Annotated in this window: 17 protein-coding genes; 7 read left to right on the top strand and 10 right to left on the bottom strand. The window is 59.2% G+C overall.

The features are described 5' to 3' along the window. Positions 1-62 precede the first annotated feature (62 nt). Complete coding sequence (locus tag ICA16_RS01380; RefSeq protein ID WP_150605366.1) at positions 63-569, top strand: peptidylprolyl isomerase; 507 nt, start codon at positions 63-65, stop codon at positions 567-569. Next, positions 566-1,318, top strand: coding sequence for a UDP-2,3-diacylglucosamine diphosphatase (gene lpxH / locus ICA16_RS01375; RefSeq protein ID WP_210699743.1), 753 nt, complete (start codon positions 566-568; stop codon positions 1,316-1,318). Before ICA16_RS01380 ends, lpxH begins: the two co-directional genes overlap by 4 nt. Positions 1,319-1,438: 120 nt before the next feature. Here the strand turns inward: lpxH and ICA16_RS01370 are convergent, their stop codons facing one another. From ICA16_RS01370 to ICA16_RS01335, 8 genes are all read right to left on the bottom strand, one after another. Beyond that, positions 1,439-2,968: a DHA2 family efflux MFS transporter permease subunit gene (locus ICA16_RS01370; protein WP_210699742.1), complete on the bottom strand. Its 1,530-nt coding sequence runs from the start codon at positions 2,966-2,968 to the stop codon at positions 1,439-1,441. A 277-nt stretch (positions 2,969-3,245) separates the two neighbouring features. Beyond that, on the bottom strand, positions 3,246-4,448 hold the full coding sequence (locus tag ICA16_RS01365) for an HlyD/EmrA/EmrK family protein (RefSeq protein ID WP_150605363.1): 1,203 nt from the start codon (positions 4,446-4,448) through the stop codon (positions 3,246-3,248). Between the two features lie 15 nt (positions 4,449-4,463). Continuing rightward, complete coding sequence (locus ICA16_RS01360; protein ID WP_150618360.1) at positions 4,464-5,933, bottom strand: efflux transporter outer membrane subunit; 1,470 nt, start codon at positions 5,931-5,933, stop codon at positions 4,464-4,466. Next, on the bottom strand, positions 5,923-6,405 hold the full coding sequence (locus ICA16_RS01355; protein ID WP_095189882.1) for a MarR family winged helix-turn-helix transcriptional regulator: 483 nt from the start codon (positions 6,403-6,405) through the stop codon (positions 5,923-5,925). Before ICA16_RS01355 ends, ICA16_RS01360 begins: the two co-directional genes overlap by 11 nt. A gap of 228 nt (positions 6,406-6,633) precedes the next feature. Next, positions 6,634-7,953 carry an HdeD family acid-resistance protein gene (locus tag ICA16_RS01350; RefSeq protein WP_210699741.1) on the bottom strand — a complete coding sequence of 440 codons (1,320 nt, stop codon included), beginning with the start codon at positions 7,951-7,953 and terminating at the stop codon, positions 6,634-6,636. Positions 7,954-8,068: 115 nt separating this feature from the next. After that, on the bottom strand, positions 8,069-11,743 hold the full coding sequence (locus ICA16_RS01345) for a translocation/assembly module TamB domain-containing protein (protein ID WP_210699740.1): 3,675 nt from the start codon (positions 11,741-11,743) through the stop codon (positions 8,069-8,071). Continuing rightward, entirely contained in the window at positions 11,740-13,467 is a 1,728-nt protein-coding gene (locus ICA16_RS01340) for an autotransporter assembly complex protein TamA (protein ID WP_210699739.1), read from the bottom strand. Before ICA16_RS01340 ends, ICA16_RS01345 begins: the two co-directional genes overlap by 4 nt. Before the next feature lie 66 nt (positions 13,468-13,533). Then, positions 13,534-14,184 (bottom strand): GNAT family N-acetyltransferase, encoded by a 651-nt coding sequence (locus ICA16_RS01335; RefSeq protein WP_007912451.1) that lies wholly within the window; start codon positions 14,182-14,184, stop codon positions 13,534-13,536. 328 nt (positions 14,185-14,512) lie between these two features. Between ICA16_RS01335 and xthA the strand changes: the two genes are divergently transcribed. After that, complete coding sequence (xthA, locus tag ICA16_RS01330; RefSeq protein ID WP_150605358.1) at positions 14,513-15,325, top strand: exodeoxyribonuclease III; 813 nt, start codon at positions 14,513-14,515, stop codon at positions 15,323-15,325. A gap of 162 nt (positions 15,326-15,487) precedes the next feature. Next, complete coding sequence (locus tag ICA16_RS01325) at positions 15,488-16,822, top strand: substrate-binding domain-containing protein (RefSeq protein WP_210699738.1); 1,335 nt, start codon at positions 15,488-15,490, stop codon at positions 16,820-16,822. A gap of 121 nt (positions 16,823-16,943) precedes the next feature. Here the strand turns inward: ICA16_RS01325 and ICA16_RS01320 are convergent, their stop codons facing one another. Continuing rightward, on the bottom strand, positions 16,944-18,173 hold the full coding sequence (locus ICA16_RS01320; RefSeq protein ID WP_150618355.1) for an acyl-CoA dehydrogenase: 1,230 nt from the start codon (positions 18,171-18,173) through the stop codon (positions 16,944-16,946). 172 nt (positions 18,174-18,345) lie between these two features. Here ICA16_RS01320 and ICA16_RS01315 point away from each other — a divergent pair, with 172 nt between their 5' ends. The 3 genes from ICA16_RS01315 to ICA16_RS01305 all read left to right on the top strand — a co-directional run bounded on the left by ICA16_RS01315 (position 18,346) and on the right by ICA16_RS01305 (position 20,874). Continuing rightward, positions 18,346-19,281, top strand: a complete 936-nt coding sequence (locus ICA16_RS01315; protein ID WP_150618354.1) for a LysR family transcriptional regulator — start codon at positions 18,346-18,348, stop codon at positions 19,279-19,281. 150 nt (positions 19,282-19,431) lie between these two features. Continuing rightward, positions 19,432-19,830 carry a MerR family transcriptional regulator gene (locus ICA16_RS01310; protein ID WP_042559912.1) on the top strand — a complete coding sequence of 133 codons (399 nt, stop codon included), beginning with the start codon at positions 19,432-19,434 and terminating at the stop codon, positions 19,828-19,830. Positions 19,831-19,974: 144 nt separating this feature from the next. Next, positions 19,975-20,874, top strand: coding sequence for a hydroxymethylglutaryl-CoA lyase (locus ICA16_RS01305; protein WP_210699737.1), 900 nt, complete (start codon positions 19,975-19,977; stop codon positions 20,872-20,874). Positions 20,875-21,503: 629 nt separating this feature from the next. On the opposite strand, the gene ICA16_RS01300 is transcribed toward ICA16_RS01305, so the two are convergent. Then, positions 21,504-23,198: an AMP-binding protein gene (locus ICA16_RS01300; protein WP_210699736.1), complete on the bottom strand. Its 1,695-nt coding sequence runs from the start codon at positions 23,196-23,198 to the stop codon at positions 21,504-21,506. Positions 23,199-23,540 lie beyond the last annotated feature (342 nt).

Here is a 23,540-nt window from a genome sequence, read left to right as displayed (position 1 = left end):
CTGAACCGGTAAGGGGTGTAAATGGGCCCCTACCCACGAATTCCTTATAAAGAGTAGCGATCATGACTCAAGTAAAACTGACCACTAACTTCGGTGACATCGTCATCGAGCTGAACGACGAAAAAGCCCCGATCACCGCGGCCAACTTCATCGAATACGTTAAAAAAGGTCACTACGAGAACGTCGTGTTCCACCGTGTGATCAAGGGTTTCATGATCCAGGGCGGCGGTTTCGAGCCTGGCATGAAGGAAAAGAAAGACAAGAGCCCGAGCATTCAGAACGAAGCTGACAACGGTCTGAAGAACGAGAAGTACACCCTGGCCATGGCTCGCACCATGGACCCGCATTCGGCATCGGCGCAGTTCTTCATCAACGCCACCGACAACGGCTTCCTCAACCACACCGCCAAGACCGCTCAGGGTTGGGGTTACGCGGTATTCGGTAAAGTAGTTGCCGGCTTCGACGTTGTCGACAAGATCGAAGGCGTTTCCACCACGTCCAAGGCAGGCCACCAGGACGTACCAGCAGACGACGTGATCATCGAGAAAGCCGAGATCATCGAAGCGTGATATTGCTGATTTCAGACTTGCATCTGGAAGAGGAGCGCCCGGACATCACCCGGGCGTTTCTGGATTTGCTCGCCGGACGCGCCCGCTCGGCGAGTGCGCTGTACATTCTGGGCGACTTCTTCGAAGCGTGGATTGGCGACGATGCCATGACACCTTTCCAGCGTTCCATCTGCCAGGCCCTGCGCGAATTGAGCGACAGCGGCACGGCGATATTTCTGATGCACGGCAATCGCGACTTCATGCTCGGCAAGGCCTTTTGCAAACAGGCCGGCTGCACATTATTGAAGGACCCGAGTGTCGTGCAGTTTTACGGCGAGCCGGTGCTGTTGATGCACGGCGACAGCCTCTGCACCCGCGATGTCGGCTATATGAAGCTGCGCCGTTATCTGCGCAATCCGGTCACGCTGTTTGTCCTGCGGCACCTGCCACTGCGCACCCGCCATAAACTGGCGCGCAAACTGCGTAGCGAGAGCCGGGCGCAGACGCGGATGAAGGCCAATGACATCGTTGATGTCACGCCCGAGGAGATTCCGCGAATCATGCAGGAATTTGGCGTGAAGACCCTGATTCACGGCCACACCCATCGTCCGGCGATCCACAAGTTGCAGCTCGGTGAGCAAGCGGCGAAGCGGATAGTGCTGGGTGATTGGGATCGTCAGGGTTGGGCGTTGCAGGTGGATGAAAACGGGTATGCATTGGCGCCGTTCGACTTTGCCCCGCCTCCAGCCCTGCCCGCCCCGAGCGCCTAAGGATCACTGCTATCCCTGTGGGAGCGGGCTTGCCCGCGATGAGGCCATCACATTCAACATCTCTGTTGACTGAAAATCAGCCATCGCGGGCAAGCCCGCTCCCACAGGTTATGTGTTGCCTCAATGGCCGGAAGCAGCAGGCCCTGCCTTGGCAGCAAACGGCGGCTTCGCCAGCCACACAATCAATATCAACCCCATAAAGCCCCACCCCAACAGCGTGAAGTAATCCACGGTGGAGAGCATGTACGCCTGGCTGGTCAGGATCTGATCCATCTGCGCATACGCCGATTGACTCGCCCCGCCCAATGAATTCAAGGTCTCGCGAGTCGCCGGCTCGAAAGTGCTGATACTTTCACTCATGTACGCATGATGCTGATCCGCGCGACGAATCCAGATCCATGTGGTCAGCGACGCCGCGAAGCTGCCGCCCAACGTCCGCAAAAATGTCGCAAGGCCTGCGCCGTCAGCGATCTGGCTTGGCGGCAGGTCCGACATCAAGATGCTCAACGTCGGCATGAAGAACAGCGCCACGCCAATGCCCATGAACAGTTGCACCAGCGCGATATGCTGGAAGTCCACCTCGTTGGTGAACCCGGCGCGCATGAAGCAGCTCAGGCCAATCGCCAGAAACGCCAGCCCGGCCAGCAAGCGCAGGTCGAACTTGTTCGCGTACTTGCCGACAAACGGCGACAGCAGCACCGGCAGAATACCGATCGGCGCCACGGCCAAACCGGCCCAGGTCGCGGTGTAACCCATCTGGGTTTGCAGCCATTGCGGCAGGATCAGGTTGATACCGAAGAACCCGGCGTAACCCAACACCAGCACAATCGTGCCGATGCGAAAGTTGCGATGGGCGAACAGGCGCAGATTGACCACCGGGTGCTGATCGGTCATTTCCCAGATCACGAACACCGCCAGTGCGATCACCGAAATCGCCGCGCCGATGATGATGAAGTTCGACTCGAACCAGTCCAGGTCATTGCCCTTGTCGAGGATGACCTGCAACGCGCCGACACCGATGATCAGCGAGATCAGCCCGACGTAATCCATCGGCTGGCGACTGGTCACCACCGGACGCTTGGCCAGTTGCGAACGCACCACCATCACCGCAAAGATGCCGATCGGCACGTTGATGAAGAAGATCCACGGCCAGCTATAACTGTCGGTAATCCAGCCACCGAGGATCGGCCCGGCAATCGGCGCAACCACCGTGACCATCGCCAGTAACGCGAGCGCCATCCCCCGTTTAGCGGGGGGATAAACAGCGATCAACAATGTTTGTGTCATCGGGTACAGCGGCCCGGCGACCAGACCTTGCAGCACACGGAAACCGATCAGTTCCGGCATCGACGTCGAGATGCCGCAAAGGAACGACGCCAGTACAAACAGAATGGTCGCCCAGAGAAACAGCTTCACCTCGCCGAACCGGCGGCTGAGCCAACCGGTCAGCGGCAGCGCAATCGCGTTGCTCACGGCGAACGAGGTGATCACCCAGGTACCCTGCTCCGAACTCACACCGAGGTTGCCGGAAATCGTCGGCAGCGCCACGTTGGCAATGGTGGTGTCGAGCACTTGCATGAACGTCGCCAGCGACAGGCCGATGGTGCTGAGCAACAGGCTGGGCGGCGTGAAAGAGGCGTTATTGCTCATTGTGAATCCTATGGAGCCTGATTGGCGCTGCGCCTGTTACAGACGCAGCTGCGCTTGTGGGAACACGCTTTTGTGATGAGGGAGCTTTTGTGGCGAGGGGATTTATCCCCGATGGGTCGCGAAGCGGCCCCTCTTTTGCTCCTGAAAAGACGGGCCTGCTTCGCAGTCAATCGGGGATAAATCCCCTCGCCACAGATGCATCTTTTCTCTACAGAAGAATCCCTTCTTCCCAGATGAATCCTTTCACCACAGAGGCTTGCCCCCCACAGGATGAATGTCAGCGTTGCGCGGTTTTGCTGGTCGCGGCGCTGTTGTCGTGGATCAGCCGCGCAATCATCGCGTCGGCTTCGGCCAGTTGGCGGTCGTAGACGTTGGTGCTGAACGAGGCTTTTTGCGGTGGCTGCTGGGCCAGTACCGGGCCACTCTGGTCGTGCAGATTGACCTCGACGTTGGTCGACAGACCGACGCGCAGCGGATGCTTGGCCAGTTCTTCAGCGTTGATGTGAATGCGTACTGGCACACGCTGGACGATCTTGATCCAGTTACCGGTGGCGTTCTGCGCAGGCAACAGGGCAAACGCGCTGCCAGTGCCGGCGCCGAGGCTGTCGATGGTGCCGCTGTATTTCACGTCGCTGCCGTAGATGTCGGATTCGATGTCCACCGGCTGGCCGATGCGCATGTCACGCAACTGGGTTTCCTTGAAGTTGGCGTCGATCCACAGTTGATCCAGCGGGATCACCGCCATCAGCGCGGTGCCCGGTTGCACACGCTGGCCGAGCTGAACGGTGCGTTTGGCGACGTAACCGGTGACCGGTGCAATCAAGGTGCTGCGGGCATTGGTCAGATAGGCCTGACGCAGATCGGCGGCGGCCGACATCACGTCCGGATGCGACGAAACCACGGTGTCGTCGACCAGTGCGCTGGTGGTTTTCAGTTGCTGTTTAGCGTTGGCCAGGGCGTTTTGTGCCGAGGTCAGGTCATCGCGAGCGTGGGACAGTTCTTCCTGGGAAATCGCCCCGCCCGAGGCAAGACTCTTGCGGCGGTTGTAGTTGTCCTGCGCCTTCTGCACTTCGGCCTGTTGCGCGTTGACCTGGGCTTTCATGCCATCGACGTTGCTGTACAAGCCACGCACCTGACGCACAGTGCGCGCCAGTTTCGCCTGAGCACTTTGCAGGCCGACTTCAGCGTCGTTGGGGTCGAAGTTGATCAGCACCTGACCTTCGTGAACCAGATCGCCATCGTCAGCACCAATGCTGACCACAGTGCCTGTCACCAGCGGGGTGATTTCAACGACGTTGCCGTTGACGTAGGCGTCGTCGGTGCTTTCGTTAAAGCGCCCGATGAATTCGTGATACGCCCAGACGCCAGCGACGGCGAGGATCACCACGACGGCCAGCGTCAGCAGCATCACTTTGCGTTTGCGCGGGTTGCCGGTGTCCGGGGTGTTGTCTTGAGCTTGGGTGTTTTCGGCAGTGGCCATGACAAATACCTTGAATTAGTTATGCGGCGTGGCTGGGCGGGCGTTGGCTGCGGTCAGGGTTTCACCCTGGAAGCCGCCGCCCAGCGCTTGCATCAGTTGAATCGACAGGTCGATCTGCTCGGCATTGAGGTTGGCCAACTGACGTTGGGCCTGGAGCAATTGCTGCTCGATGCTGAGCACGTCCAGGTAGTTGCCGATGCCGGAACCGTAACGCTGGACGACGGTGTTGTAAGAATCCTGAGCAATGTCGGTGGCGTGTTGCTGCGCGCCGATCTGCCGGCCGATGTCACGCAACTGGTTGATTGTGTCGCTGACATCGCCGAGTGCTTTCACCAGACTTTTGTTGTACTGCGCCACCGCCAGATCGTAATCGGCATCGCGCGCATCGAGGTTGGCGCGCAAGCGTCCACCGTCGAAGATCGGCACCGAAATGGTCGGAGCAATGCTGAAGAAGCGACTGGCCGAACCGAACATTGCATCGCCCAACAACGATTCCGCACCAGCCGAGGCGGTGAGGTTCAGATTGGGATAGAACCGGGTTTTCGCCGAGTCGATGTCTTTGCTCGCGGCTTCCACGCGCCAGCGGGCGGCGACCAAATCCGGACGACGACCGAGCAGTTCCGCCGGCAACACCGACGGCACGGCAACAGCGCTGGCCTGGAGGATTTTCGGGCGGGCGATTTCGTTGCCGCGATCCGGGCCTTTGCCAAGCAGCACCGCCAAAGCGATTTTCGCGCTGTTCAGGCGTTTTTCCGCGTCGATCAGACTGGCTTCGGAACTGGCTTCCAGACTTTGCGTTTGCTGGAACTGATACTGACTGTCGATCCCCGAGCTCAAGCGACGCTGGCTCAGGTCGAGCATCTGCTTGGTGCGCTTGAGGTCTTCATTGGCCAAGTCATAAACAATGTGCGCCTGACCGAGATCGCTGTAAGCGCGGGCGACGTCGGCGGCGAGTGTCAGTTGTGCAGCCTGACGGTCGACTTCGGCGGCACGGGCTTCACCGAGCGCGGCTTCCCACGCATCACGCTGGCCGCCCCACAGGTCGAAGTTGTAATTGAAACCGGCACTGACATTACGCACGGTGGCGTAAGCATCGCCCTGCCCTCGCGGATCCTGATCCTTGGCCAGGCGCGAACGGCTGATGCCGGCGCTGGCGTCCAGCGTCGGATAGCGCTCGGCATCGGCGGCATACGCCGCAGCGCTGGCCTGATGGGCGCGGGCTTCGGCGATCTGCATGTCGGGGCTGTCGTGCAGGGCTTCGCGGATCAAGCCGTCGAGTTGCGGATCGCCGAGGCTGGTCCACCAATCGCTTTTCGGCCATGCCGCCGGCGACAGCGTGACGCCATTGAGCGACTGACCGACTTTGAGGCTCTTCGCATCGAGGCTCTGGCCTTGAGTGTCGAGGCCGCTGTAGTTGGCGCAACCGGCGAGGATCATCGCCGACAGCACCAAAGTGAGGCTGCTGCGCAAGGTTTTACCGCTCATTGTGTTCACCTAACCGCTGGATAGTGATCGGGTCACCGGCTGCCAGCAGAATTTTCTTGAGGATATATTCCAGGGTTTTCAACTCGTCCGGAGTGACGGCGCCGGCCAGTTCATTCATCGCATCGGCGCCGATGTGCGGCAGGCGATCGGCCAGTTGCTGGCCTTGTTCGGTCAGTTTCAGTTGCACCTGACGACGATCGCCTTCGCTGCGGTGGCGGGCCAGGAAACCTTTCTGCTCCAGACGATCAAGCATGCGTGTCATCGAACCGCTGTCGAGCGACAAGTGCCGGCACAGCTCGGCCGGCGTATCGACGCCGAACTGGGCCATGATGATCAACACCTTGAACTGCGCGGCAGTGATGCCGTGGGGTTCCATGTGGGTGTCGATGATCCGGTCCTTGAGCAACGCAGCACGGCCAAGCAGCAGGCCGAGATGGCAGTGTTTGAATTCGTCCGGGGTGAAATGCTTCATTTGCTCACCTAATAACTGCCTAGGCAGTGAATGTATGTCGAGATGTTACTGCCTAGGCAGCGAATGTCAATGGAATAGTTAGCAGGCTAGGTAATTGGCTGATAAATGGGCTGGGTTTTGCGGTGCGCGCACTGACGCCATCGCGAGCAGGCTCACTCCTACAAGGGAACGCATTTCAAATGTAGGAGTGAGCCTGCTCGCGATTGGAGACACTCGGTGTAACGTCGATCAGGATTCGTCGGGAGGATGCGCAGGCGGCGGCTGCAACGGGTGCACCTCGCGCCCCCGCAAGGCAGTGGCCACATAGCCGCAGGCGCGTTTCGCGCCCGCGTACATGCTGTGCCAGCCCGGCGGTGCTGGCTCGACGGCGGCCCGCAATGCCCGGGCGTAGTCGAGCACCAGACCTGGGGTCCAGGCCATGGCTTCGGCGCGTTTGCGCACCTGGGCCGCTACCCAGAATTCGGGGCTGATGATGATCCGGGCAAAATCCAGCATGCTTGATTTGCCCCGATTCATCGCGCCTTCAAGGGCCGCTTCCAGGCTATGGGCGACGGCACTGGAGCAATTGCGGCTGGTGAGGTTGTAGGTGGCGTTCTGCCGATAGTTGGCCCAGAACCCGGCCAATCGCTGCGCATCGTAATGGGCAAAACTGACTTGAACCGACGATGGACACCAGTCGGCGACCTCGCTCGGATAATCGGGTAAAAACCTGCCGGCGACATCGTTGTTCGGCGTCGCCCGCAGCAACCGCACGAAATCCCCGGCCGAACGGTCAATGTCGTCCTGCGGATAGTGGCTGATGTAGATGTCCGGCCCGCACTCGAGTGCGGCGTGGCCGGCAGAGATGACGCCGTTGACGTCGACCGCCGCGATATAACGATTGAGCAGGCGATTGCGTACCAGGGTATCGTCGACCGTGCCGCTGGGTGTCCAGACATGGATCACCAGTGCGTTGCTGCATGCCGGCGCACTGACGGGGGAAATGCTGATCGACGACTGCCAGTTTTTGAAGCGGATGGCCTGGCGCAACAAGGCACCGCCCGAGAGAAAAATGCTCATGCCAATGCAGAACGGCACCGTTCCCTTATAGACCGTCGGGTACGGTTCGAGGATGAAAAGGCCAAAACCAATCTCGAACAACCCCGTCAGCAATGACAGTCGCCAGCCGACAAAACGCACCACCACTGCCGCCGCCAGCCGGAAGCCACCATCGACCAGAAAAGCCCCGCCAAACAGCACCGCCAGAATCAGGCTGGCGGCATGTTGCCTGTCGACAATCAGCAGCCCAAGTATCAGGAAAGCCACACCTCGCGCTTTGCGCAAAGCGGCAGCGGTGCCGGTTTGCGGTGCGGGCACCAGCAGAATGATCAAGGCATCGAGTAACAGCAGATAGCCAAAAAAATGCAGCGGAAAATACATCACGCCGTCGAGCGCATCGATGAATATCGCCACGCCCGCCGCGCCCCAGACCACGCCGATCAGGGCCAGCGATGACCAGCGTTTGCGGACAAAGTCTTTACCGAGCAGGATCGTACTCAAGCGGATCATAAGACCAACCTATGAGGCGTCAGGCAACGGCCCGCGCGGCTTTCAAGTCCGCTGAGTCTAATACATCCGCCGATAACCGGAGCGCGCGCGGCGATCCGGTCATCGTCAACGCGACCTAGAAATCGCGCTTGTAGAAGATATCCAGCGAACTGGCCACGCCGCTGGCGACTTCGACGTAAACCTTCTTGCTCAGCTTGTAGCGCAAGGCAATGGTGCTAGCCGGTTCAAACACGCCAACGCCGTAACGCAAACTGAGCTTCTCGGAGATATTGCCGCTGGCCACCACGCTGGTGGCGTCGCCGCTGCCCTGTGTGTCGAGCTGGAAATCCTGAATGCCCAAATCCTTGGCCAGGCCGCTGGTGACCCCGGCGCTGCCCATCAAGCCCAGGCCCAACGCCGCTTGCGCGAGCATGTTGTTGTCTTCACCGTTGGTGCTCAACGGACGGCCGAGGACGAGGTAAGACAGCGCCTGTTCCTGGCTCATCGCCGGCTCGGAGAAGATCTGCGTGGTCGGTTGTTCCGCGCTGCCGCTCAGGCGAATACCAGCGATCACGTCGTCTGTCTGGCGAATCGCTTCGATGTCCAGATACGGCTGATCAATGGGACCGGCGAACAGCAGACGCGCACGCCGCACCGTCAGGCGCTGACCGTAGGCGCGGTAACGCCCGTCGTTGAGCCAGAGTTCGCCGCGCGTGTCCATGTTGTCACCGATGTGAACCTGACCTTGCAGATTGGCGGTCAGGCCAAAACCGGCGAAGCTCAACTTGTCTTGCCCGACCACCACGTCGATGTCCATTTTCATGGCGATTGGGGGTTTGCCCTGTTCGGTCTGCGCGCCGACGATGATCGTGTCATCGGAGACCTTCACCGTCGATGGCGGCAATTCACGCACGGTGATTTCGCCTTTGGGCACCAGCACTTTGCCGGCAATTTTCAGCTCATCGCCGGCCATGGAAATCTTCAGGTCCGGCGCCACTTCAAGCTTGGCATAGGGCTCGACGCTGACCGGCAATTGCGTGCCTTTAAGCGCTAGGTCAACCACCAGCGCCTGGCCCCAGGTGATGTTGCCGTTCAGATTGCCCTGCCCGCTCTTGCCGCTTTTCCAGCCGCCGTCCAGACGCACCGACTCACCGGCAATCATTGCTTTGAGTTGCAGATCCTGCAGCTCCATCGGCAACTCGGCGCCGGACACTTCGCCATCGCTGAGTTGCACGGTGCCGTTGACCAGCGGCGCGAGCAGACCACCGGAGATCGTGCCGCTGCCGTTGAGGTGCCCGGTGAGTTTCTCGACCATTGGCAAAAACGGCCGCGCCACGGACAGGTCCAGCCCGGTCAGGCGGAACGAGCCGCTCAGCGGTTTGTTTTTCGGCAGCGGATTGAGCTGCGCCTGCACCATCAGTTCGCCGAGTTTGCCACCGACGAAGTTGAGGTCGGTGTCGATGCGTTTCGGGGTCAGCTTGCTGGTGAGTTTCAGCGTCTGGTACGGAAAGTCGAGCCACTGATCCTTCTCACGCATACGCAAGGTGCCGCCGCTGGCGTCGATGCTGACCACGCCATTGGGGCCGCTCGCCGGCAAGTCCAGTTGCAGATCGGCATTGAGCTTGCCCTGCCAGGCGAAGTCTTTGGGCAACCACTGCGCGAGGCTTTCAATCGGGAATTGCTTGAGGTGGTATCGCAGTTTCGGCTCGGGCATCAGCCGTTGATCTTCACCGCAGAAGCTGGCGCTGCCGGACACCCAGCAATGGGCGCCGAAGTTGATTTTGCCGTCAGCCAGACGCTCGAGTCTGGCCGGGTTTTGCAGTTTCCAATCCTGGCCGCCGGCCTGAATATCGCCGCTGGCCAGGCGCCCGCGCCAATTGCCCTTGTCCAGATTGCCGTCCAGGCCAAGCGCCAGTTTCAGTTTCGGCCCGAGCAAGTCGAGGTTGAGCTTCTGGCTCTTGATGTCGCCTTGGGCGCTGGCGGTCAGTGTGCCCAACGAGGTATCGCCGGCCTGAATGCCGCTGCCTTTCAGATCGATTTTCGCTCGCTGTGCGCTGTCGAGGGTGGCGTCGAGATTGAGGCTTTGCAGGCGATTATCCTGAAAGGCCAGTTGCGACCCTTGCAGATCGAGCTTGCCTTGCGGTGCTTTCAGCGTGCCGGCGACGTTGACCTGGCCGTTGATCTGCCCGCGCAGTTCTGGCCAGAGCTGGGCCAGACGGGCCAACTTGATGTCGATCTGCCCGGTGAGTTTCTGTTGCAGGCTGCCCTTGCCGCTGATGCTGTTATCGCCGAGGCGGATTTGCAGGGCATTCAGATTCCATAGTTCGCCAGCGCCGTCAGCCTTGGCCTGGAGGATCGCCGGTTGGCCGCGCAGTTTGCCTTTGAGGTCGAGATCGGCCGTCAGGCTCAGGCGCTCGTTCTTCATCTCGCCTTTGCTTTTCAGTGGGCCGGCCAGGGTGCCTGGCAGCTCCGCAACCCAATACGCCGGATTGAGCGCCGATAGGTCCAGCGCCGCGTCCCAGGCAATGCCGTCAGCAAACTGCACGTTCACGTGCCCTTCGGCCTTGCCCTGCCCGGCTTCCATTTTCAGTTGCGGCAAAGCGATCTGTTTAAGGCTGCCGCTAAACGGACTGCTCAGGCTGAATGCGCCCGCCGGGCCATCCAGCGCGGCGGCGAAGTTACCAATGTACTGACCGTCGGTGTAAGACACTTCGCCGTTGAAGGTACGCAAAGCGACCTGTGGCTCGTCGATTTCGTTGTAGAGCCGATGCCACGGGAAGTCCTGCCAATTGATGTTGGCTTGAGCGGTCAGACCCTTGCTCCAGTCAACACTGCCGGTGAGTTTGAGGCTTTGCTTGTCGTTGGCGCTCAGGTCGAGGCCGGCGATTTGCGCGCCGCTGGCGTCGACCTTGCCTTTGAGCAACAACGCCACCGGGCCTTTATCGGCGGGCAGCGTGGCGTTGCCGTTTAGCTGGTAACCGTTTTTCAGGTCGCCTTCACCGGTCAGCACGAGTTGATTGAGTTGCAGGGTATCCGGCAGATCAGCGCTCGGTTTGAACGCCTCGGACGTGATACGCACCTTGGCCGGCAGGTTTTCCGCCAGCGGTTGCAGTTCGCCGCTCAACTGGCCATCAAGGTAGCCACGACTGTCGGCGTGCAGATTGAGGGTCTTCAACAGATCGCCGTCGACTTTCAACGCCAGCGTCCAGGGATCGGTGCCCGGAGACGGCAGGGTCAGATCCCCTGCAATGTTCAGCGGCCAGTTACCGGTGGGCTGGAGCAATCCGGACAGGTTCAGGCTCAGCTCATCGCGTTGCAATTTCACGCTGTCGATCTGCAAGCCTTTGGCGGTCCAGTGGGCCGCCAGTTGCAGGCCTTTGAGTTGCTCGCTGCCGTTAAACAGCAAACTGCCGACCTGCACATCGCCCAGTTCGAGACCCAGCGGCAACTGCAGATCCGGCAATTTGATCGGGCCGCTTTCGGTGGTTTCTTCACTCGGCGGAAATTGCAGAACAACCCGATCAGCCTTGAGTTGATCGATGCACAGCGTCATGCGCGTCAGGCACAGCGGCGACCAGGCGAAGATGGCCTTGTCCAGTTCGACCCGGCTGCTGTCTTGCTGCCAGACAAGATGATCGGCGCTCCATTGCCCGCCGAGGCGCCCCTGGAAATTCTCCGTGCTCAAGCCCGGCACCAGACCCAGCGCCCAGCGGCTGCCGGTGTTGGTTCCGAGCACGACGGCCACACTCAATACAATCAAGAACACCAACGCCAACAACGTCAGTGCGGTAATTTTCAAACCACGCTTCACAGCTCAGGCCCCATGGAAAAGTGCAGCCGGATGCCGCCGTCGTCGTCCAGCGCGTGGGCCAGGTCGAGGCGGATCGGCCCCACCGGCGAAACCCAGCGCACACCGATACCGACCCCGGTCTTGAGGTCCGGCAGTTCGAGTTTGTTGAAGGAGTTACCCTGATCGACGAAGGTCGCGACCCGCCATTTCTCGGCGACGGAGTATTGATATTCAACGCTGCCGGCAATCATGTAGCGGCCGCCGATGCGGTCGCCATCGGAGTTTTCCGGGGACAGGCTCTGGTAGTCGTAACCGCGCACGCTCTGATCGCCACCGGCAAAGAAGCGCAACGATGGCGGGACTGATTTGTAACCGTTGGTGGCGCTACCGCCGACCTGCACGCGACCGAGCAAACGGTGTTTGTCGAACACCGTGGTCAAGCCCTTGACCAGCGCAGTGCCATATAAAAGGTTGGTGTCGGAGCCGACGCCTTCCTTTGCGACTTTGCTTTCAAAGGTCAGGCGATAGCCGTTGTGCGGGTCGATGCGGTTGTCACTTTTCAGGTACGAGTAACTGATGCCGGGCATCAGCAAGGTACTCAAGCCAGAGTCATCGCCAAGCTCGTATTCCTCGCGCTGCCATTTCAGCGAGATCACCCGTTGCCAGCCGCTGGGCAACTTGCTGTGCCATTCCGGGCCGAAGGTCAGCAGTTTGCTGAGCGTGTCGGAACCTTCGATGTCTTCGAATTGATAACCGCCGGCCCAACGCAATTTATCGGTCAGCGGCGGGTCGAGCGGAATGTCGTAGAACAGCCCGACGTTCTGCCGCGGCGCCGAGAGTTCGGCTTCCCAGCCATAGCTGTCGCCCTGCGGATTGACCCAGTGGCGCGTCCAGTTGGCTTTGATCCGTGGGCCGACGTCGGTCGAGTAGCCGAGACCGAGCCCCATGGTGCGCGGCTTGCGCGTGTCGAGTTTGACGGCCACCGGGATCACGTCATCTTTTGCGGCAGTCGGCGCGGCGTCGACCCGCACGCCTTCAAAATAGCCGCTCGATTGCAGATCGCGGTTGAGTTCGGCGATCAGCTCTGAGTCGTAAGGCTCGCCCGGTTTGAATGGCACCATGCGTTGCAGCAAGTCTTCGTCGAACGGCGTATCGCCTTCGAAACTGACTTTGCCCAGCGCATAACGCGGGCCGCTTTCGTAGATCAGTTCGACATCAGCGACGCCTGCGCGCGGGTCGACCAAAAGTTTTTGACTAGTGAAATGGCCACTGAAATAACCGAAGCGCGAGGCCTGATTCTGGATCAGCCGCTTGGCGTCTTCGTAGCGACCATGGTTGAGCACCGCGCCGGGTTTGAGCACATCGGCTTTCGGTACGCGAAAGGATTTGAAGGAGGCGGCGGGCCCGTCGACGCGAATGGTCACGTTGCGCAGCCGGATCGGCTCGCCGGGATCGATGTTCAGCACCAGGCGCGGCTTGTCGCCGCCCTTCACATCGCTGTCAATCTGCGGCTGGTAGTAGCCCAAAGCCTGCGCGGCTTTGCGCGCCTGCTCCTCGGCACCACGACTGAAGCGCAGCAAGGCTTCTTCGTCGCGGTCACCGAGGCTGCCGATATAGCCTTCTATATTGGCCTTGAGTTCATCGTTGGACGGTTTGATCCGCACATCCAATTCACTTTGCGCCAGCGCCGCGCAGCTGGATAACAGCATGAGCACGCCACTGGTAAATCTTCCTGGAAACTTCATAGGCGCGGATGCTATCACGAGCTTGGGAGCGTGATAGAACCGGACTTGTCTCGAAAAGTTCGATCGTTATGCGGTCGCAGTTTGTAACACCTGCGGATTGGCATGGAAAAACACATGCTCGCGCACCGGGCCGACGGCAACTTCGCCGATCTCCTCGTAACCCTGTCGTTTGTAAAATTCCAGATAGCGTGGATTGCCAGTGTCGAGCACCACGCCTTGGGACGTTTCGTCCACCGCGCACCAGTTGTGTACGGCCGTCAGCAGTTGCTCGCCGAAGTGCTTACCCTGAAACTGCGGATGAATACCGAGCAGCGGCAACATGTGTACCGAATCACTCGGCACGCACGCGGCGACGGCATCGTGGTATTCCAGATAGCGCCGGGTGCAGCGAAAACCGGTGCTGAGCACCATGCGCAGGCGCCATGCCCAACTTTCGGTGATGCCCAGGCGGCGCTGCGGTGGCGCAATCAGGGCGATGCCGATCAGTCGGTCGTTGACCAGCAGGCCGATCGCGGGCAAGTCCTGCAGAAAATGTTGTTTGACCAGCTCGCGCACCGTCGCCCGCACGCGTTGCTCGTATCCGGGGCGTTCGGCTTCGAAGAGGTAACCGAAGGTCGGCTCATGGCGATAGGCCTGATACAGCAGCGATCGGGCTTCGCGGGAATAACCGCGGTCGAGCATATGAATGTCGGCGATGGCGGTCTGGGTTTCAGGCATGACAGTGATTCTCCCCTGGCACCGCTTGAATGGCGGGGCTCTTGTTGGTACGAACCTTTTGCGGGTGGTGCGGTTCCCCACAGGTATAGACCAAAGCGGGATCTTCATCGACTGAACGGACGCCATCGCTGGCAAGCCAGCTCCCACAGGTTTCTCGGGTGTTCACAAAATTTATGTTCGCTGGAGATCCCTGTGGGAGCTGGCTTGCCAGCGATGGCGCCATTGCAGACAGCACAAATCCCACAGACCAAACCGAATCTGCTTACCCCAACACTGGCCCCCATCCCACATGTCAGCTAGCATCGCCCTTTTGCCAGGACTGCCGACCATGAAGATTGTTTCCTTCAACATCAACGGACTGCGCGCCCGTCCGCATCAGCTGGCAGCGCTGATCGAAAAACACCAGCCGGACGTGATCGGCCTGCAGGAAACCAAGGTCCACGACGACCAGTTCCCGCTGGAAGAAGTACGCGCCCTTGGCTACCACGTGTATTTCCACGGCCAGAAAGGCCATTACGGCGTGGCAATGCTCTCGCGTCAGGAGCCGATTGCTATCCACAAAGGTTTCGCGACTGACGAAGAAGACGCCCAGCGCCGCTTCATCTGGGGCACTTTCGCTGACGCCAATGGCGTGCCGGTGACGATCATGAACGGCTATTTCCCACAGGGTGAGAGCCGCGACCATCCAACCAAATTCCCCGCCAAGCAGCGTTTCTACAGCGATCTGCAAACCCTGCTGGAAAGCCAGTTCAACAACGAGCAGCCGGTGGTGGTGATGGGCGATGTGAATATTTCCCCGGAAGACTGCGACATCGGCATCGGCCCGGACAACATGAAGCGCTGGCTGAAAACCGGCAAATGCAGCTTCCTGCCGGAAGAGCGCGAGTGGATGGCCCGCCTGAAAAACTGGGGCCTGACCGACAGCTACCGCCACCTGAACCCGGACGTGACCGACATGTTCAGCTGGTTCGACTACCGCAGCCGTGGCTTTGAAGATGAACCGAAGCGTGGGCTGCGCATTGACGTGATCCTGGCGTCCCACGGTTTGCTGCCACGGGTGAAAGCGGCGGGTGTCGACTATGAATTGCGCGGCATGGAAAAGCCTTCGGATCATGCGCCGATCTGGCTTGAACTGAGCTGATCCTCTTCAAGATCAAAAGATCGCAGCCTGCGGCAGCTCCTACAGGGAATGGTGTTTTTCTGTAGGAACTGCCGAAGGCTGTGATCTTTTCCTGTGTAATGTTTTGGTCATGCGCCTGACTTAATCTCCCCGGCAATCCCCTTGGCTTCAATTGGTGCCGGCATGACCCTGCGTGTTTTATTCGTGTTTCTGTTGGGCGCATGGCTGAAGGTCTCTGCCGCAGCCTTGCCCATTGCGCAAAACGGCCCCGCACTGCGCATTCAGGGTTCCAATACCATCGGCGCCGAACTCGGCCCGGCACTGGTTGAAGGCTTGCTGCAAGAGCAAGGTCTGCTGAAGATTCACCGCGAAATCCCGGACTCTGCCAATGAACTGCGTATCGTCGGCCAGACTGCGCAAGGTCAACGCGTTGTCGTGGAAGTTGCCGCCCACGGTTCGAGTACCGGATTTATCGCGTTGAAAAACGCCAGCGCCGATCTGGCCGCTTCTTCCCGCGAGATCAAGGATGGTGAGTTACAGACACTGCAATCACTCGGTGATCTGAAAAGCCCCAGCGCTGAGCAAGTCATTGCCATCGATGGTCTGGCGATCATCCTTCATCCCGATAATCCATTGCAGCAACTGGATACCGAACAACTGGCGCGGATCTTCAGTGGCGAGCTGAAAACCTGGGAAGACCTCGGCGGGCGTGGTGGCGCCATTCATTTATATGCGCGGGATGATCAGTCCGGTACGTACGACACGTTTAAGGAACTGGTCCTGAGTCGTCGTGGGAAAAATCTGAGTAACGCGGCGAAAAGGTTTGAATCCAGCGAGCAGTTATCCGACGCCGTCAGCAGCGATCCGCAGGGTATCGGCTTCATCGGCTTGCCGTACGTGCGGCAGGCCAAAGCGGTGGCGATAGCCGATGGCGCGTCGCAATCGATGCTGCCACTCAACAGTTTGATCGCCACCGAAGACTATCCGCTGTCGCGACGATTGTTCTTCTATCTGCCGCCCGACAGTCAAAACCCGTGGGCCAAGGCATTGGTGGCGTTTGCGCAAAGTCGCCAGGGCCAGGCGATTGTTGCGGCCAACGGTTTTATCAGCCAGACGGTGCATGCGATGACCGTCGCACCGAATGCGCTGATGCCCGAGGGCTATCAATCCCTCAGCCGTCACGCCCAACGCCTGACAGTCAATTTTCGTTTCGAGGAAGGCAGCGCCAGCCTAGACAACAAGGCTCGGCAGGATCTGGCTCGGGTGTTCGACTATATAAAGCGCCACGACAAAACCGATCGCGCGGTAACGCTAGTAGGGTTTGGTGACCTCAAGGACGACCCGGCGCGGGCGGACTTGCTGTCCAGACTGCGGGCGATGGCCGTGCGACGTGAACTGGTGAAAAACGGCGTGGTGCTGCGCGAGGTGCGCGGGTTTGGCGCGCAGATGCCGGTGGCGGCCAATAGCGCGGATGAAGGCAGGATCAAGAATCGGCGGGTTGAGGTTTGGGTTTATTGAGTTTCAACTGATCGTTCCGATGCAGTGCCTGAAGAAGATCAAAAGATCGCAGCCTTCGGCAGCTCCTACATTGGAATGTGTTCCCCTGTAGGAGCTGCCGAAGGCTGCGATCTTTTAGCTTTTAGCGCTCGCTACGCAGCATTTCCTTCGGCACATATTTGCCGATTTCGAACTTGCCGATTGCCGCGCGGTGCACTTCGTCCGGGCCGTCAGCCAGGCGCAGGGTGCGTTGCATGGCGTACATGTAGGCCAACGGGAAATCGTTAGACACCCCTGCCCCGCCATGCATCTGGATCGCCCGATCAATCACGCGCAGTGCCACGTTCGGTGCGACAACCTTGATCTGCGCGATCTCGCTCTTCGCCACTTTATTCCCGACAGTGTCCATCATGTAGGCCGCTTTCAACGTCAGCAGGCGCGCCATGTCGATTTCCATCCGTGAGTCGGCGATCTTGTCGACGTTACCGCCCAGACGCGCCAATGGTTTGCCGAATGCAGTGCGGCTCACCGAACGTTTGCACATCAATTCCAGCGCACGTTCCGCCATGCCGACCGAACGCATGCAGTGGTGAATTCGGCCTGGGCCAAGGCGACCCTGAGCGATTTCGAAGCCGCGTCCTTCACCCAACAGAACGTTTTCGTACGGCACGCGTACGTTGTCGAACAGCACTTCAGCGTGACCATGGGGCGCGTCGTCATAACCGAATACCGGCAGCGGACGGACGATTTTCACGCCGGGGGTGTCGACCGGCACGAGGATCATCGAGTGCTGCGCGTGGCGCGGCGCATCGGGATCGCTCAGGCCCATGAAGATAAGAATTTTGCAGCGTGGATCGCAAGCGCCGGAGGTCCACCACTTCTTGCCGTTGATCACCCACTCGTCGCCATCACGCACGGCGCGGGCGGCCATGTTGGTGGCGTCGGACGAAGCGACGTCCGGCTCGGTCATGGCAAACGCCGAGCGAATCTCGCCGCGCAGCAGCGGTTCGAGCCAGCGCTGTTTCTGCTCTTCGTTGGCGTAACGCACCAGCACTTCCATGTTGCCGGTGTCTGGCGCTGAGCAGTTAAACGGCTCTGGCCCGAGCAACGAGCGCCCCATGATTTCTGCCAGGGGTGCGTATTCGAGGTTGGTCAGACCGGCGCCGAGTTCCGATTCCGGCAGAAACAGATTCCACAACCCCTGTGCCTTGGCCTTGGCTTTGAGCTCCTCCATGATCGCCGTCGGCTGCCAGCGATCGCCTTCGGCAACCTGGCGTTCGAACACGGCTTCGGCCGGGTAAACGTAAGTATCCATGAACGCGGTTACGCGCTCACGCAGTTCTTGCACCTTGGGCGAATAAGCGAAATCCATGAGCAATTACCTTGTTGGGCAGAGGTTGTTTAAGTCATGCAATCGATGCTAGAACAGCGTTGATAATTTACCTAGCCTATTCTCGGCGTGTATTAACATTCATCACCGATATATGATCGGCTGATTGTCAGCCCCTCAAACACCTGCCCTTAAAAACAAGAGAAGCCGCGTTATGAATCTGAGCAAGGTCGACCTCAACCTTTTCATCGTCTTCGACGCGATCTACACCGAAGCCAACCTGACCCGTGCCGGGCAGATTGTCGGCATCACTCAGCCAGCGGTGTCCAACGCGTTGGCGCGGTTGCGCGAGACGTTTAACGACCCGCTCTTCGTTCGCACGGCTCAGGGCATGGTGCCGACGCCGATGGCACAGAACATCATCGGCCCGGTGCGCAACGCGCTGTCGCTATTGCGCGTATCGGTTCAGGAAAGTCGAATTTTCAACCCGGCGCAAGCGGCCAAGACTTACCGCATCAGCATGACCGACCTCACCGAGGCAGTGATTTTGCCGCCGCTGTTTCAGCGTTTGCGCCGTTTGGCGCCGACGGTAATCATTGAAAGTTTCCTGTCCAAACGTCGCGAGACCACCAAGGAACTGGCGGCCGGACGTCTGGATTTTGCCGTTGATGCGCCGCTCAACACCGACCCGCAGGTGCGTCACGTCAAGCTGATGGAAGACCGCTACGTTTGCGCGATGCGTAAGGGCCATCCGATGGCGGGCAAGGAAAAATTCTCCCTCGATGACTATCTGTCGCTGACGCACATCCATATTTCCAGCCGCCGCAGCGGCCTCGGCTATGTGGACCTGGCCCTGGGCAAAATGGGCATTCAGCGCAAGATTGCATTGCGCTCGCAGCATTATTTGATGGCGTCCCAGGTGATGCAGCAGACCGACATGGTCATGACCGTGCCGGAGCGTTTCGCCCGTCGCCATGAACTGCATGCGTTTAATCTGCCGGTCAACGATGTGCCGCCGGTGGAGACGCATCTGTATTGGCATGAGAGCACCGATCAGGACCCGGCGAACCGCTGGATGCGCGAGCAAATGATCGAGTTGTGCCAGCAGGTGACGGCGCATGAGAAGAAGCTGGATAAGCAGGTGGTTTGAGGAAAGATCAAAAGATCGCAGCCTTCGGCAGCTCCTACATTTGTAAATTTCTCCCCTGTAGAAGATGGCGGTGGCTGAGATCTTTTCGTCCTTGACGTAAACGTCAACCTGCCATTAGCTTAGCGCCAAGACCTTTTATCGAGCGCTTTCATGAGCAGCCAGACCTACAGCATTTCCGACCTCGCCCGCGAGCTGGACATCACCACCCGGGCGATTCGCTTTTATGAAGAGCAAGGCCTGCTCAGCCCCGAGCGTCGCGGCCAGGAACGCATCTATTCGCCCCGCGACAAAGTCAGCCTGAAGCTGATCCTGCGCGGCAAGCGCATCGGTTTTTCGCTGGCCGAATGCCGCGAACTGATCGAACTCTACGACCCGTCCAGCGGTAACACCAAACAACTCAACAGCATGCTGGCGAAAATCAGCGAGCGCCGGGAACAGCTGGAGCAGCAGTTGCTGGATATCGAACAGATGAAGCTGGAACTCGATACCGCCGAAGAACGCTGCGTGCAGGCGCTGGAGCAGACGCTCAAGAGCCAGCAGGCTATCTGACAAACAACACAAATCCCCTGTAGGAGTGAGCCTGCTCGCGATAACGGTGTGTCAGTCGAACAAATATTACCTGACACACCGCTATCGCGAGCAGGCTCACTCCTACATAAGATCTCCACGAATTCAAAAAAGCAGGTCAACGCCATGTCCCTCCCCTCCCAAGTACGCCTGATCGAAGTCGGCCCGCGCGATGGCCTGCAGAACGAAGCCCAGCCCATCAGCGTGGCTGACAAGGTGCAACTGGTCGACGCCTTGAGCGCCGCAGGTCTTGGCTATATAGAAGTCGGCAGTTTCGTCTCACCGAAATGGGTGCCTCAGATGGCCGGGTCCGCCGAGGTGTTCGCGCAGATCCAGCGCAAACCCGGCGTGACCTACGGCGCACTGGCGCCGAACCTGCGTGGTTTTGAAGACGCGGTCGCGGCTGGGGTCAAGGAGGTCGCGGTGTTCGCCGCTGCATCCGAAGCGTTCTCGCAGCGCAACATCAACTGTTCGATCAGTGAAAGCCTGGCGCGGTTTACGCCGATCATGGAGGCGGCGAAACAGCATGGCGTTACCGTGCGCGGTTACGTTTCCTGTGTGCTCGGTTGCCCTTACGAGGGCACGGTCGCGCCGGAGCAAGTGGCCATGGTTGCGCGCGAGTTGTACGCGATGGGCTGTTATGAAGTGTCGCTCGGCGACACCATCGGCACCGGCACCGCTGGCGCGACTCGTCGCCTGTTTGAAGTGGTTTCGGCGCAGGTGCCAAGAGAAAAACTCGCCGGACACTTCCACGACACCTATGGCCAGGCAATGGCCAACATCTACGCCAGTCTGCTCGAAGGCATCGCGGTGTTCGACAGCTCTATCGCCGGCCTCGGCGGGTGCCCGTACGCCAAAGGTGCAAGCGGTAACGTCGCCACCGAAGACGTGGTTTACCTGCTCAACGGTCTGGGGATCGACAGCGGAATCGACCTGGACGCCTTGATTGCCGCGGGCCAGCAAATCAGCGCGGTGCTCGGTCGCCCGAGCGGCTCGCGCGTGGCCAAGGCCCGTAACGCACAGTGAGGCCAACGGTGTTACCGCTGCGTGCAGAATGTGGGCGCAAGCGAGTAACACGGAAACAAATTGTCTGGCTTTGGCCGGGCAACAAAACCTGAAAAAATCTCAAGCCATTGATTTATAAGTGTTTTTAAAAGTTGGCACGCGTTCTGCTATCTCTATGGCATAACAAGAATAAAAAGCGGCAAACCAATAAAAATAAGACGTAACGACTCTGACATAACAAAAACAACACGGCAGAGACGCAGCTAACAGATTTTTTTGGAGAAGGTGTGCTTTTCAGGGTGCTCTCAGGAGTGACCCGCAACCGGGCAGAGAACAATAAAACTACCTTCAGGTAGCTCCCGAATCGGTTGGATCGTTTAACGAGAAAGCAGATCAGCGCTCAAAAAAATACGTTTGCTCTTGACCCCGGATGGGGGTCGCCAAAAACAGCGGTAAAGGGCCACGGTTGCCAAAAACAACAACAGACCGACCCTCAATAATAAAAAAGAGCACGCGACGACAAAATTAAAGGGGAGCCTCGGCTCCCCTTTGTGCTTTCTGTGATTTGTGTTTTTTAAAAGATCGCAGCCTTCGGCAGCTCCTACAGGGGATTGGTGTAGGAGCTGCCGAAGGCTGCGATCTTTTGATCTTCAACTCACTGTTTTCAGCTCCTCGATACTGATCTCACGCATCCTGAACTTCTGGATCTTGCCGGTCACCGTCATCGGAAACTCTTCTACAAACTTGAAATACCGCGGCGTCTTGAAGTGCGCGATGCGCTCCTTGCACCAGGTTTGCAGCTCCAGTTCGGAAGCATTGTGGCCGGGATGAAATTTGATCCAGGCAACGATCTCCTCACCGTACCGAGAACACGGAATGCCGATCACCTGCACGTCCGCCACGGCCGGATGGGTGAAGAAGAACTCCTCCAGCTCACGCGGATAAACATTCTCGCCACCGCGAATGATCATGTCCTTGTTACGTCCGGCGATGTTCACGTAGCCATCGTCATTCATGCTCGCCAGATCGCCGGTGTGCATCCAGCCGGCCTCATCGATGGCCTCGGCGGTGGCCTGCGGATTGCTCCAGTAGCCGAGCATCACACTGTAACCACGGGTGCAAAGTTCGCCGATGGTGCCGCGCGGCACCAGGTTGCCGGCCTCGTCGATGATCTTGCTTTCAAGTTGCGGTTGGGTGCGGCCGACCGTGGTTACACGCAGTTCCAGTTCATCCGTCGGCCCGGTCTGTAGCGAAACGGGGCTGGTTTCGGTCATGCCGTAGGCGATCTGCACTTCACTCATGTGCATCTCGCTGATGACCCGGCGCATGACTTCAATCGGGCAGGTGGCGCCGGCCATGATGCCGGTGCGCAGGCTAGAGAGATCGAATTCGCCGCGCTGCGGCTGATCGAGCATGGCGATGAACATCGTTGGCACGCCGTAGAGCCCGGTGGCTTTTTCCTCGGCGACGGTTTGCAGAGTCAACAACGGATCGAACGCGTCGCTGGGGTAAATCATCGTGCTGCCGTGAGTGATACAACCGAGATTGCCCATGACCATGCCGAAGCAGTGATACAGCGGCACCGGGATCACCAGTCGGTCACGCGGCGTCAGGCCGATGCTTTCGCCGACCATGTAACCGTTATTGAGAATGTTGTAGTGACTGAGGGTCGCGCCCTTGGGGAAACCGGTGGTACCGGAGGTGTACTGGATGTTGACCGGTTGATCGAAGTGCAGGCTGTCGCTGCGCTCATGCAGTTGTTGCGCGGCGATGCTCGCGGCCATATCGGCCAGTTGCGACCACGGCAGGAAACCCGACGGCGGTTGTGCGTCGAGGCTGATCACGCCACGCAGATCCGGCAATAGCTCGCTTTGCAATTGGCCGATGGATTGCTCCGCCAGTTCCGGCAGCAGTCCCTGCAACATGCCGTGATAGTTGGAGGTCTTGAATGCTCCGGCACAGACCAGCCAGTTGCAGCCCGACTGCTTGAGGACATATTCAAGTTCGGAGCTGCGGTAGGCCGGGTTGATGTTGACCAGGATCACCCCGATCTTCGCGGTGGCGAATTGGGTGATGCACCACTGCGCGCAATTCGGCGCCCAGATGCCGAGTCGATCACCTGACTGCAATCCCAACGCCAGCAAAGCCCTGGCATGCAGATCCACCGCTTCCGCGAGCTGTCGCCAGGAGTAGCGCAGTTGCTGATGGCGCACCACCAACGCCTCGCCGTCCGGGTATTGCGCGACGGTCTGGTCGAACTTCTGCCCGATGGTCATCGCCAGCAAGGCTTTGTCTTGGGATCCGCGGGTGTAACTGCGCTGCGGATTTGCACTGGGTTGATCCATGACGACCCCTATTGTCTTTATTAGTGGGTTTGCCGGATTGCACTTTTTGTGGGAGCCAACTGTGGCGAGGGGATTTATCCCCGTTGGGTGGCGAAGCCGCCCCTGCATACCTCCAGACAAATCAGATTTACAGATTTCACGACTGCTTCGCAGCCGAACGGGGATAAATCCCCTCGCCACAAAAGCTCGCTCCCACATGGGGCAGTCCGTTTTCAATCTTGAACGGCCTCTACTCTCGCCTAAGTTGACGTTAACGTAAAGTGTGATTGACAGCCACTCATCGCAGGCTTACGTTAACGTCAAGGTGAGAGCTGAACCGCCGCCCTCCCCACCCTACAAAAA

This window comes from Pseudomonas anatoliensis (genome assembly GCF_017976235.1).
GTDB classification, from domain to species: domain Bacteria; phylum Pseudomonadota; class Gammaproteobacteria; order Pseudomonadales; family Pseudomonadaceae; genus Aquipseudomonas; species Aquipseudomonas anatoliensis.
Note: the sequence above shows the minus strand (reverse complement) of the source record. Positions and strands in the feature narration are given on the sequence as shown.

Bases quoted from the DNA above. Each gene is read 5' to 3' on its own strand.
- ICA16_RS01335 (WP_007912451.1), bottom strand. From the start codon at position 14,184: ATGCCTGAAACCCAGACCGCCATCGCCGACATTCATATGCTCGACCGC.
- ICA16_RS01310 (WP_042559912.1), top strand. From the start codon at position 19,432: ATGAGCAGCCAGACCTACAGCATTTCCGACCTCGCCCGCGAGCTGGAC.
- ICA16_RS01325 (WP_210699738.1), top strand. From the start codon at position 15,488: ATGACCCTGCGTGTTTTATTCGTGTTTCTGTTGGGCGCATGGCTGAAG.
- ICA16_RS01320 (WP_150618355.1), bottom strand. From the start codon at position 18,173: ATGGATTTCGCTTATTCGCCCAAGGTGCAAGAACTGCGTGAGCGCGTA.
- ICA16_RS01315 (WP_150618354.1), top strand. From the start codon at position 18,346: ATGAATCTGAGCAAGGTCGACCTCAACCTTTTCATCGTCTTCGACGCG.
- ICA16_RS01300 (WP_210699736.1), bottom strand. From the start codon at position 23,198: ATGGATCAACCCAGTGCAAATCCGCAGCGCAGTTACACCCGCGGATCC.
- ICA16_RS01360 (WP_150618360.1), bottom strand. From the start codon at position 5,933: ATGAGCGGTAAAACCTTGCGCAGCAGCCTCACTTTGGTGCTGTCGGCG.
- xthA (WP_150605358.1), top strand. From the start codon at position 14,513: ATGAAGATTGTTTCCTTCAACATCAACGGACTGCGCGCCCGTCCGCAT.
- ICA16_RS01365 (WP_150605363.1), bottom strand. From the start codon at position 4,448: ATGGCCACTGCCGAAAACACCCAAGCTCAAGACAACACCCCGGACACC.
- ICA16_RS01340 (WP_210699739.1), bottom strand. From the start codon at position 13,467: ATGAAGTTTCCAGGAAGATTTACCAGTGGCGTGCTCATGCTGTTATCC.
- ICA16_RS01355 (WP_095189882.1), bottom strand. From the start codon at position 6,405: ATGAAGCATTTCACCCCGGACGAATTCAAACACTGCCATCTCGGCCTG.
- ICA16_RS01380 (WP_150605366.1), top strand. From the start codon at position 63: ATGACTCAAGTAAAACTGACCACTAACTTCGGTGACATCGTCATCGAG.
- ICA16_RS01370 (WP_210699742.1), bottom strand. From the start codon at position 2,968: ATGAGCAATAACGCCTCTTTCACGCCGCCCAGCCTGTTGCTCAGCACC.
- ICA16_RS01305 (WP_210699737.1), top strand. From the start codon at position 19,975: ATGTCCCTCCCCTCCCAAGTACGCCTGATCGAAGTCGGCCCGCGCGAT.
- ICA16_RS01350 (WP_210699741.1), bottom strand. From the start codon at position 7,953: ATGATCCGCTTGAGTACGATCCTGCTCGGTAAAGACTTTGTCCGCAAA.